15 protein-coding genes are annotated in these 10,551 nt (G+C 64.9%); 5 read left to right on the top strand and 10 right to left on the bottom strand.

The window, feature by feature from the left end:
* The coding region (locus KBZ33_RS01510; RefSeq protein WP_254949415.1) for a helix-turn-helix domain-containing protein at positions 1-379 on the top strand (379 nt) is incomplete at its 5' end.
* 6 nt (positions 380-385) lie between these two features.
* A complete protein-coding gene (locus KBZ33_RS01505; RefSeq protein ID WP_254949416.1) occupies positions 386-658 on the top strand; it encodes a hypothetical protein in 273 nt (90 codons plus the stop codon).
* Positions 659-677: 19 nt separating this feature from the next.
* Here the strand turns inward: KBZ33_RS01505 and KBZ33_RS01500 are convergent, their stop codons facing one another.
* From KBZ33_RS01500 to KBZ33_RS01485, 4 genes are all read right to left on the bottom strand, one after another.
* Positions 678-1,256 carry a ferritin gene (locus KBZ33_RS01500; RefSeq protein ID WP_254949418.1) on the bottom strand — a complete coding sequence of 193 codons (579 nt, stop codon included), beginning with the start codon at positions 1,254-1,256 and terminating at the stop codon, positions 678-680.
* Between the two features lie 39 nt (positions 1,257-1,295).
* Entirely contained in the window at positions 1,296-2,330 is a 1,035-nt protein-coding gene (locus KBZ33_RS01495) for a histone deacetylase (RefSeq protein ID WP_254949424.1), read from the bottom strand.
* On the bottom strand, positions 2,312-2,629 hold the full coding sequence (locus KBZ33_RS01490) for a DUF1830 domain-containing protein (RefSeq protein ID WP_254949431.1): 318 nt from the start codon (positions 2,627-2,629) through the stop codon (positions 2,312-2,314). The genes KBZ33_RS01495 and KBZ33_RS01490 overlap by 19 nt, the downstream gene beginning before the upstream one ends.
* A gap of 107 nt (positions 2,630-2,736) precedes the next feature.
* Positions 2,737-3,039, bottom strand: coding sequence for a hypothetical protein (locus KBZ33_RS01485; protein WP_254949432.1), 303 nt, complete (start codon positions 3,037-3,039; stop codon positions 2,737-2,739).
* A 204-nt stretch (positions 3,040-3,243) separates the two neighbouring features.
* Between KBZ33_RS01485 and KBZ33_RS01480 the strand changes: the two genes are divergently transcribed.
* Entirely contained in the window at positions 3,244-3,660 is a 417-nt protein-coding gene (locus KBZ33_RS01480; RefSeq protein ID WP_254949798.1) for a DCC1-like thiol-disulfide oxidoreductase family protein, read from the top strand.
* Between the two features lie 43 nt (positions 3,661-3,703).
* Here the strand turns inward: KBZ33_RS01480 and KBZ33_RS01475 are convergent, their stop codons facing one another.
* Both KBZ33_RS01475 and KBZ33_RS01470 read right to left on the bottom strand, forming a co-directional pair.
* Positions 3,704-4,354, bottom strand: coding sequence for a M23 family metallopeptidase (locus KBZ33_RS01475; RefSeq protein ID WP_255011409.1), 651 nt, complete (start codon positions 4,352-4,354; stop codon positions 3,704-3,706).
* A gap of 82 nt (positions 4,355-4,436) precedes the next feature.
* Positions 4,437-5,144, bottom strand: a complete 708-nt coding sequence (locus KBZ33_RS01470; protein WP_254949436.1) for a hypothetical protein — start codon at positions 5,142-5,144, stop codon at positions 4,437-4,439.
* Positions 5,145-5,429: 285 nt separating this feature from the next.
* Between KBZ33_RS01470 and KBZ33_RS01465 the strand changes: the two genes are divergently transcribed.
* Together KBZ33_RS01465 and KBZ33_RS01460 are read left to right on the top strand one after the other, a co-directional pair.
* On the top strand, positions 5,430-5,585 hold the full coding sequence (locus KBZ33_RS01465) for a hypothetical protein (protein WP_255011407.1): 156 nt from the start codon (positions 5,430-5,432) through the stop codon (positions 5,583-5,585).
* Positions 5,586-5,631: 46 nt separating this feature from the next.
* Entirely contained in the window at positions 5,632-6,036 is a 405-nt protein-coding gene (locus KBZ33_RS01460) for a molecular chaperone DnaJ (protein ID WP_254949447.1), read from the top strand.
* Between the two features lie 5 nt (positions 6,037-6,041).
* Here KBZ33_RS01460 and KBZ33_RS01455 read toward each other — a convergent pair whose 3' ends face one another.
* The 4 genes from KBZ33_RS01455 to KBZ33_RS01440 are packed head-to-tail and all read right to left on the bottom strand — an operon-like array spanning position 6,042 to position 10,547.
* On the bottom strand, positions 6,042-6,668 hold the full coding sequence (locus KBZ33_RS01455; protein WP_254949449.1) for an isoprenylcysteine carboxylmethyltransferase family protein: 627 nt from the start codon (positions 6,666-6,668) through the stop codon (positions 6,042-6,044).
* Between the two features lie 37 nt (positions 6,669-6,705).
* Positions 6,706-7,644 carry a lytic transglycosylase domain-containing protein gene (locus KBZ33_RS01450; RefSeq protein ID WP_254949458.1) on the bottom strand — a complete coding sequence of 313 codons (939 nt, stop codon included), beginning with the start codon at positions 7,642-7,644 and terminating at the stop codon, positions 6,706-6,708.
* 40 nt (positions 7,645-7,684) lie between these two features.
* Positions 7,685-9,637 (bottom strand): amylosucrase, encoded by a 1,953-nt coding sequence (locus KBZ33_RS01445; RefSeq protein ID WP_254949470.1) that lies wholly within the window; start codon positions 9,635-9,637, stop codon positions 7,685-7,687.
* A 4-nt stretch (positions 9,638-9,641) separates the two neighbouring features.
* Positions 9,642-10,547, bottom strand: coding sequence for a PfkB family carbohydrate kinase (locus tag KBZ33_RS01440; RefSeq protein ID WP_254949477.1), 906 nt, complete (start codon positions 10,545-10,547; stop codon positions 9,642-9,644).
* Positions 10,548-10,551: the final 4 nt, after the last annotated feature.

Below are 10,551 nucleotides of genomic sequence, written 5' to 3'. Positions count from 1 at the left end.
CGAAGGCGTCTGCATCGAAGCCCTCACCCCCCTGTGTTTCCGCAGCGATGCCGAGCCCACGGGCGGCCATGGCTTTGATCCGGTCAACGAGTGGACGCTGCAGTTGCTGCGCATCCGTCACCTCGGCCGCGCCGAGCTGCGGCTGCATGCCCTGCTCTCGCTGCTGGTGCGGCGGCTGGGGCGCCGTTGCGGGCCTTGGTGCGACCTGCCCTTCCGCCTCACCCACGAGCGCATCGGCGAACTGATCGGCACCACCCGGGTGACCACCACCCGGTTGATCTCCCGCATCCGGGCCGCCGAGCTGCTGCAGGTCCCCAGCGGTGCAACCAGCCTGCGGCTGGCGCCGGCCCTGGTGGATGGTGCTCCCCTGGCCTTCTGACCTGTGTTGACAACCACGACCCAGACCTCCGAAAGCCTCATCGGCAGCCTCTGCCGCGAAATGGCCGACCTGCACCAGAGCTGGCGCTTGCTGAACGAGCACTTGAGCGCCTGCTGCGACACCAAGCTCCTCCTGCGCCTCGGCCGGGAAGCGACGCGCCTGCAAGGCCGCCGGCTTGAAATTCAGCGCCTGGCCCGGGCCATGGCTGACCTGCCCCTGCGCGATCCCCTCGGGGCCGCCTTCCTGCTGGAGGTCGCCGGCAGGCCTTTGCCCATCTGAGGGCCTGGCGCTGGGCCGCTCAGGCCAGCGCGGCTGCAGGCTGCTGAGCCGCCAGTTCCCCATCAATGAGCAGCATGGAGGCCGCCTCCAGGCGACCGAATCGGACCCGGCCCAGCAGGTGGGCCGCCTCGTTCTCGGCTGCGATCTGGCCCTGAATCAGCGGGTCGAGGAAGACGGTGGTGCGCACGTCAGCGGCGCGCTCCGCCATGGAATAGAGGATCTGCAACGAGGCGGTGACATCGGCCTCCAGCCGGAAGGCGTCTGCCAGGAGCGCTTCGGCATCGCTCCACTGCTGCCCTGGGCCGGGCAGCTCACCCAGGTCCACCGTCTGGCCACGGGCAATCAGATAGTCGGCCACCAGGCCAGCGTGGTGCTGCTCCCCACGGGACTCCTGCATCAAACAGGCGGCAAATCCGCGCAGTTCCCGCTCGGCGAACCAGAGGGCCATGGCCCAGTAGGCGGCGCTGGCCTTGCGCTCGAGGCCCAGATGCTCTTGCAGCCCCTCCAGCAACCCGGCGTCCATGGGCTGGGCCATGGGCCTGCCAGCGGGCCCGGTGGCAACGGCGTTCTTGGGCAGGGAGGAGGTGGAGGAGGTCATGAAGATCGGGCAGGGGGGAAGGGCCCATTCACCGTCTGATCAATGTAAAGAGCTCGGCGACAAAGTGACCCTGTCCTGTTCTCCGGCGACTGATCCATCCAGCAGCGTGGCCACATGGGCCGCGCTGGCCGACGCCAGACCAGCCAGGTCATAGCCACCCTCGAGGACGGAGACCAACCGCCCATCCGCCCGATCTGCGGCGATGTCGAGCAGCAGCTGGGTCAGGGCGGCGAAATCACCGTCCTCCAGCCGGAAATCTCCCAGGGGATCACCGCCCCTGGAGTCGAAGCCCGCCGAGATCAGCACGAACTGCGGCGAGAAGGCCTCGGCCAGGGGCACCAGCTCCTCGCGCCAGGCGGCCAGCAGCTGGACCCCCGTTGTGCCGGCCGGCAGGGGGCAATTGTGGGTGAAGCCCGCTCCGGGCCCCTCACCCCGCTCCAGCCGGGTGCCGGAGCCCGGGTAGAAGGGAGCCTGGTGGCTGCTGAAAAAAAGCACCGTGGGATCGCGCCAGAAAATGTCCTGGGTGCCATTGCCATGGTGCACGTCCCAATCGACGATCAGGATCCGCTCCAGCCCATGCATGGCCTGCAGGTGGCGGGCGGCAATGGCCACGTTGTTGTAGATGCAGAAGCCCATGCCCCGGGTGGCGCTGGCGTGGTGCCCCGGGGGCCTGACGACCGCAAAAGCCTGGCGCACCCGCCCCTCCATGACGGCCTCCACCGCCGCCAGCACCCCACCCGCCGCCAGCCGGGCGGTGCGCTCGGAGTGGGGGCTGATGGCCGTGTCACCGGTGGAGAGCTGGTCCCGGCCCGCCAGGATATCCTCCTGAACCCGCTGCAGATACTGCGGGGTGTGGCAGCGCAGCAACTCCCGTTCTGTGGCCGGACGTGGAGGGATCAGCTGACACCGGCTCAGCAGACCGTTGCGCTCCAGGCCCTGGATCACAGCGTCCACCCGAGCCGGGCATTCCGGGTGCCAGGCTCCGGTGTCGTGCTCCCGGTAGGCAGCGCTGCAGAGAAAGCCGGTGCCAGAGCCTGGCGTCGCTGGGGCAGGCTTCAGCGGGGCAGCAGGCACACGGAGCTGGCGTTCCCCTTGACCCCCACCGCTCGGCTCGGGACCTGGGGCAACCATTCCGGACGGAGCGACACCCCATCCTGCTGCATCGCCATGGCATCTGCAGGCAGTTGTTCGATGAGGACGACGCCCTCTGAATCCCTTGCCCAGACCTCGACATCACTGGCTGGAGGACAGTGAAAGGTGAGCACCTCAAACGGGAAAACAACCCGTTCCAGGAAGAAATCACCCGGCCCACAGCAGCGGATGATCCGCATGCGTTCTGTACAGTTGCGGTAGCTACAAAGTACAGCGTTCATGGCACCCTCCATCCTGTCCATGACATCCACACACGGACCTTGCCGTTTGTCAGTTACCGATGCGACGAAGGCCGGGCAATGAGTGTTTGTACCGCGCCTGGAGCGACTCAGCTGCGCTTCAGCCAGCTCGGCGCTCCGGAGAACCAATCGCCCAGATCCTCACGGCCAGGATCGAAGCCCTTGGGGTCCCTGGGTTCCCCCAGATCCATCTGCACCATGAAGCGCTCAAGGTCCGTTTCGGGTTCACCCCGCCGCTGCTGCCGCTGAGCCCGCCGCAGCCAGCTCCAGACGCTGGCATCACGGTCGGCAAATTTCTGAACATAGATGCGCTCATTGAGACTGATTGACTGGGAATCGGCAATTCTGCCGATGATGTCCTGGAGCCGCAGACGGGTGCTGGGTGTAAGCATTTTTACCCTCATCCAATGGCAGAAGATCTAGCGGTTCTTGGCAATCCGATGGTGCCGAGGACCACAGAATCCCGTGGCGTGTCAGGACCTTCGGAAATGCAGCCGCGGGCACCCCACGCCATGGAACCTCCACCGCCAGCAGAATCGAAGCGTGGCTGAACGCACCCAACTCCCCGGCTTTCTCCTGTGCCCACCCCATCTGCCCTGAGCGGGCCCTCCGCCCAATCGGTCGATCCGGATCACCAACCGCTGCTGCTCGTCTACGACGGCGGCTGCCCGTTCTGCCGCCATTTCGCCTTGAGCAGTGAATTGCGCAGCGGGATTGCCAACCTGCGCATCATTGATGGACGGGCCGATACGGAACTGCGGCGGGATTTGCAGAAGCGGGGCCTGCCGCTGGCTGATGGGGCGGTTCTGCTGCAGGGAGAGCGGGCCTGGCACGGAGCCGAGGCGCTGCGGCACCTGTGCGCGCTGATGCGTCCCAGCGATCCCTTGCTGCGCTTGCTGGTTCCTCTGTTCGACGGGCCATCCCGCAGCGCACGGCTCTACCCCCTGCTGCTGGGGGCACGGCGCCTGGCCCTGGCCCTGAAGGGACTGCCGCTGGATCCGGACCGGCCCTGAACCATGGGGCGGGCCCCGCTGGAGCTTGGGCTTGCCCGGTGGCTCAGGGGAGCGGCGGCAAGGGCGACCGTCCCGCCACCGAGCGGCCGGTACCGAGCGGCTGCAGCAAGGGCGAAGGGTCCACCGCCACCAATCGCCCCTGGCGCCGCTGGCGCCACTCGAAATGCAGGTGGGCCGTGCTGGCCGATCCGCTGCTGCCGACTCGACCGAGGCTCTGACCCGCAGCCAGGCTCTCGCCCGGCAGCACCGCCACATCCAGCAGATGGGCGTAGAGGCTCTGCCACCCCAGGCCGTGGTCGACCACGACGAGCAGCCCATAGCCACCCACCTCATCCACCAGGCGCACGGTGCCCGGCAGCACGGAGAACACGGGCGTGCCCTCCGGAACGATCAGACCAAGGCCCGTGTGCAGACGCCAGCCGTTGCGGGAGTCAGCCAGCCGCCACCCGAAGGAGGCCTGTTCCGTGGGCCGCTGCCCCAAGGGATAACCCAGGGCCCCGGCCGCGGCCAGCCGGTAGCGGCGGCGCAGCGACTCCGGCAGGCGGTCGTTCTGTCCAAGATCCCCCACCGGCACCTCCAGGGGAACCTCCGTCGGCCGAGGCGGGAGCTCCCCTGTGGCCAGCAGGGGCAGGGGCAGCAGCACCAGCCAAGGCAGCGCCATTGCGGTCAGAAAGCGTCGAAACCGGGAGGTCATCCGCCTGTTGCATGGGACCATGCAGGCCTTCGTAACGCCCCTGGGCGCTGCTGCCAAGGCGACGGCGCCGGTGGACGACAACTCAGCTCCCGGGGGGAGTCTCCTGGCTCTCCGGCACGATCACCATGGCGTTGGCGATGGCGGTGTCCATCACGATCCGCAGGGCCAGGCAGGGATCGAGCACCTCCCGGCCCATGGTGATGGCCTTCTGGGCCAGCAGGCCGTACAGGATCGGCCATTCCGCCGGGTCAGGGCAGAACCGCAGCACCAACGGCAAGAGCGCCGGCCACAGGCTTGGCAGCGATTGCAACGACTCCGGTGAAGGCTGGTGCCGGATGGGAACCTGCGGAACACCGAACAGCTCCTGGCCGAGGCTGTCCATCCCATGACGCCACAACTGCATCGGATCTGGCAGGGCCGTACAACCCGCCTGCTGGGCGGCGGCGGCGGCCAAGCCCCAGGTGGAGTAGCGGTCTTGGAGCAACCCCTGGGCCAGGTCTTCGCCAACGAGAAAGGAGTTGCCGTTCCGGGTGCCGACCACATGCAGTCCCGGCGGCGGCGTCTGGCCGTCCGCCTGGGCTCGCGCCCTCAGACTGGCCTGCCAGGCGTAGCCCGCCAGGGCACCGCACACCGCCAGGAGCGATTCGATGTGGACACCCCTGTCCGTCGCCATGACCTGCAGGAGCCGGCGGCTGATCTCTTCAGCTCCGATTTTTGCCCCGACCAGGGGATCCTGGGACCGGCGGGAGGCGATGGCCTCATCCAGGGGATCACGGGAGGGCTCTGTCATGGCCGTTGCAGGGTGCAGGGGATCCAACAGCAGCTTTCCCGATCGCCGTCCTGGAAACACTTGGCGAGGATCAGAACCAGTGCAAGGAAATCATCATTGGATTCTGTCTCCATGACCCGATGACGCAGCAGCAGCGCGATCGACCACAGCGGTGTTAGGACGGAGTGGATTTGCTTCCTGCGGCCGATGCGAGCCCTCTCCTTCCTTTTTGCCCTGATGGTGGGTCTGGTCCTGACCTGTATCGCCCCGGCAATGGCAGGTGGTCGTGGCCAGGCACCTGAAGCCATGGTGGCTCCTGAGCTTGCCCAGATCAGCGCTGAATCCAGCGATCCACTGGCCATGGATGGGCAGACCACCGATCTCCTGGCTGCCGATCTTCTTGCCGAACTGAGCATCGATCTGGCCCCCGCCCTCGACGCCACCCTCGACGCCTCGGTCTGAATCCGAACCATCAACGAACGAACTGGCCGAGCTGGCATCTGAACCCATGGCTCGCACGCTGCTCGACCGACCCGTTTCCCTGGTGTCGCTTCGCCCTTCCCAGGCCAGCAGCGCCGCAGGCGAAGGCGAGCAGGAGCCCCCGGCCAAGGGCTTTGCCAAGTCCCGCTCCGGTGCCAAAGGCAAACCTGCTGGAACCAAGGGGCGGCGCAAGAAGGGCACGGGCCTCTCCGCCGCCGACCACGGTCCTCTCGGCCGCAGCCCCAGTCTTGAGGCGATTGAAGCTCGCTCCAGACTGGGCTTGGCCTTGGCGGGTCGCCTGCGGGAATCGGATGTGACCCTGGCCTGGAAGCGGGCCGCCGGTGAGCATCACCCCGACCGTGGCGGACGCCACGACACGATGCAGGCCGTTAATGGGGCCCGTGATGTGCTGCTCGGCAGGGGTCTCGGCTGAGGCCCTTACAGCAGGCCCGGCAGCAGCCACCAGCTGCTCTGGCGATAGGCCTCGAAACCGGCATAGCGCTCGGCCATCGAAGCTTCCTTCTGGATCATGCGGGGCAGATAAAGCGCCAGCACCGAAGCGGGCAAGAACCAGGCCCACAGCGAACCGGCGATCACCGCGAAGCTGCTATAGCGCAAAAGGTCGCCCAGGTAGTTGACATGGCGGACCCGGCGCCAGGCCCCATCGGCGACCAGGGTGGCCCCTAGCTCCTTGGCGGTTCCCTTCTGGACGTCAGCCGCCGTATTCAGCAGCGATCCAAAGATGTAGAAGGTCAGACCCAGGGCGATCGTCAGCGGCTGCAGGGGCTGGTCATTGGCCATGGCGAGCCAACCCGGCAGGGCATAGAACACCCCGACGTACAGCACCACCAGGGCGGTCTGCAGCGGCTGGAGCACCGCGGTGAAGAGCTGACGGGAACGCCAGGGGAACAGAACCTCCTCAAGCAGCCACCAGAGGCAGTAGCTGAGATGCAGGGAGAGGTAGATCACCACCCGCGGTGAATCCAGCCCCAGGAGCAGGGCCGGGATCAGCAGCGCCGCCATGGTGGTCACCTTGGCGATGTTGATCGCTTGCAACTGGGTCATCCAGAGCCGAAAGGGCCTTCCATGCTGGCAGGGGGCTTCAGCGGTCGGGAGGGGCCGAGGCGGGGAAGCGTTCCAGGTAGGTGGTGACGGGCAGGGGTCGGGGCTGGTTGTATCCCACCGGCAACCAGAGGTCGCCGGCGGCGGAGGTGTAGTGGATCTCCCAGTGGTAGAACCCGTTGAACGCCTGGGGATCCAGGCGAAGCAGCTCCGCGTAGTGCAGAACAGCCCGCCCATAGCGGTTGCTGTTGTTGTATCCCCAGAGCCCCTTGCGGATGTCCTTCAGGCCACCCCGACGCACCAGATAACGGGCAGCGGCATGGATTGCATCCTCTGGATCACGAATGTCCCCCTTGCCGATGCCCCGCTCGGCCCAGGTGCTGGGCAGAAACTGCATCGGTCCCCTGGCATCGGCGACGGAGACGCCATCGATGCGGCCCATGCCCGTTTCCACCAGATTCACCGCGGCCAGGACCTCCCAGGGGATGCCGGTGGCCGCCGACGCCTCGCGGTAGTAGCGCAGCAGGTTGGCGGCAGGCTCCGGTGGGATGATCCGCCAGGCGGGAACGATGGCCGGACGCGGTCCCCCCCGATGCATGGCCAGGAACTCGCGGCGGGCCGCCAGGTGACGGTCAAGGACGCCCTGCCAACGGACGGGGAGGACCCCACGCACCCGGGCGGCCAGAGCCGGATCGGTGGCGAGCCGGCGATAGATCACCTGCTGGCGGTGGGCCAGTTCGGGCAGCTGATCCGGCGATGTGGCCGGCGAACGCAGGGCCGGCTCCAGGGCTGCCAGCTCGGCGGCAATGGCGGCAGGATCCTGCGGCAGGCGGGGGTAGGCACGGGGCACCGCTGGTGGTGTCCTCGCCGGGGCCGCAGGGGCACGGGCACCCGGGGCCTGCTCCTCCGTCACCGTCGTCACGGCCACGGCGGCGGAGGCCAGCAGGAGGGCCAGCAGAACGGGGGTGACGACGCGCATGGGCAGTGGAGCCAGCAAGAGGGCGAAGAGCTGCCGAGGCTCAGGTTTTGGTCAGCCAATAGAACTGGTAAGCCTGCAGCACGATGCGGCTGGAGGACTGGGACGGGCGGCGTCCCGAATGGAGATCACTCAGACGGTCGTGGCTGCTGAACACCGAGGGCACCAGGCTGTCGAGGTCGAAGAACTGCGGCAGGTTGTTGAAGTTGGCCACCACCAGGACCAGCTCCGAGGGCCGCAGGTGATTGAAGCGCACGAAAGCCAGAAGGTGCTGATTGTCGAGATGCAGAATCTCACGATTGTTGAAATCAGCAAAGGCAGAGATTTCCTTGCGGATGGCGATCATCTTCTTCATGGCCGAGAAGATGGAAAACTCCACCGTTCCCTGCTTCCTTCTGAGCTCTGCCTTGGCCCAGTTGATCTTCGGACGGTGCACCCAGCGGCTGTCGTTACATTTACTGGGATCGTCATAAAAACTGTAGTCGTTCAAGACGCCCAGGGCGTCACCGTTGTAAATGAGTGGGATACCACCGAAGGAAAGGATGATGCCATGCATCAGCAGGATGCGGCTGATGGCCGTGTCGATCAGCTTTTGATCCTTCGACTCCAGCGCCGACTCCAGGCCGACCAGGGAAGCGAGCGACCCACAGATCCGCGCGTCCCCGGTGGTGTCGTTGGGCATGAAAGCAAGGCCCCGGGGAATCGCATCGAAATCACCCTTGAAGTAATCGATCAGGAAGCGACGGTGGGCCCGGGGTTCGTAGCCCGCCTGGTCGATGTCCTGGTCATCGAAGCCGAAGCCGATATCATCGTGACAACGAACGTAATTGAGCCAGGTGGCACGCTCAAGCTTGTTCGGCAGACTCTTGAGACCCTGCGACAACAGCTTAGTGTTTCGGGTGGCCATGCTGTCCCACAGCAAGGCCATCAAGGTGGCATTATAGGCGATCTCACACTCCTTGGCCACGATCGCATCTTCGCCGAAGTATTTGGTGATCTCGGTGGGCGCCACGATGGCCTCAGCAATGAACAGCACACCGGGCGCCGTCACCTGGCAGCAGTCCTTCATCAGTTGCAGGATCAGATGGGCCTTACGTTCGTTCTGACAGGTGGTACCAAGCTTTTTCCAGAGAAAGGCAACGGCGTCGAGACGCAGAACATCCACTCCCTGGTTGGCCCAGAACAACAGCACATCCAACATTTCAATGAAAACAGCCGGATTGGAGTAGTTCAGATCCCACTGGTAGTCATGAAACACCGTCATGACCCACTGCCCCATCGCCTCATTCCAAGTGAAGTTGCCCGGGTCGGACTCCGGGAAGACTTCGGGCATGCTCTGCTCAAAGACGTCAGGGATGTCCCTGCTGTCAAAGACATAGTAATAATCACGAAAGTGCTGCTCTCCAGCGATTGCCCGCTTGGCCCACTCGTGCTCATCCGAGGTATGGTTCAGAACAATATCAAGGACCAGCAGGATATCTCGCTTCCTGAACTCCTTGGCGATGTGGCGTAGATCGGCGATGGTACCGACCCTCTCATCAATCTGGCGAAAATCACTGATCGCATAGCCGCCATCACTTTTACCTGCTGGACACCTCAAAATGGGTAGGATATGCACCATATTGATACCAAGCTCCTGAAAATAGCCAATCTTGCTTTCCAGATCTTGCAGATTCTCCGCAAAGCCATTGGAATACAGAGCCATCCCTACCCACTTCTGGGAGAGAAACCAGTTGTAGTCGTCCTCCCTCTGGATATCAAGAGACTCGAGTTCCCGTGATCGATCAATATAGCCACGTGCCATGGTCTCGACCAGGCGCAGAAGCTGGAACTTGAAGTCATCACGGTGGCCGTACAGAGTGACGAACAGGGAATGTATGGCGTAGAAGTTGGCACCCAGCCTGGTGTAGAAATGGCGCAGATCCTGACGCCGAATCTCAGGACGTAGATCGTCGAGAATCGAATTCAGCAGAGAGTGGGAGATTTGTTCGTACATCGCGTCAGCTTGAGCTCCAAGCCATCAGAAACTGCTCGTAAACGCTCACATCGTCGATCGTGGCGCCCCTGCGCGACACCAGCTCAGCAGCGAAATCACGGGCATGCTCAAGGCTCTCCTCCAGAGGCCACTGCTGGCCAAGACCGAGCAGAAATGCGGCGGCGAACCCGTCCCCCGCCCCCACCGTGTCGACCACATGGGTACAGGCGGCGGGTCGAACGGAGACGATCCTGCCGTCGCTCCAGACCAGAGCTCCCAGGACACCACGGGTGAGGATCAGGGTCTCGAGATGGTGGCGGTGGGCGAAGCGATCCACCGACGCCGACAGGCTCTCGCCATCCACTGCAGCCAAGTCCTCCGACGTCAGCAGGGCCAGTTCCGCTGTGTTGAGCTTGACGTGATCAGCGTCCTCCACCAGAGGCAGAACCGACTCCGGCGACCACCAGGGGCTGCGCAGGTTGACGTCCAGAAAGATCTGGCCCCGATGCCGGCCCTTGAGGGCCGCCAGTGCCGCAGCCGAAGCGGAATGGCGCAGGGCCAGAGTGCCGTGATAGAGAAGACCGGAGGCTGGCAGGTGCTGGAAGCCCTCGGACTGGATGACGTCGTAGGCACTCCCCGGCACGATCTCGTAGTTGGGTTCGTCGGCCTGGAAGGTCACGGCCACCCGCCCGGTGGGGTGGGAGGCATCGACCTGCAGGAATGACGGTTCCAGCCCCCAGGACGTCATGGCGGATCGAATCGCATCACCACGACGGTCCGTACCCACTCGGCTGATGAAGATGGGAGCCAGGCCGAAGCCCCTGAGGTGCCAGGCCACATTGAACGGTGCACCGCCGAGGACCTCCGTACCGTCCGGGAAGCAATCAAAAAGGACTTCTCCGAAAATGGTGATCGGACAAGGCGTCAGCATCAGA

It is taken from the genome of Cyanobium sp. Cruz-8D1, assembly GCF_024345975.1.
In the GTDB taxonomy this organism is placed as follows: Bacteria; Cyanobacteriota; Cyanobacteriia; order PCC-6307; family Cyanobiaceae; genus Cyanobium.
This window is presented reverse-complemented; position numbering and strand designations above follow the sequence as displayed.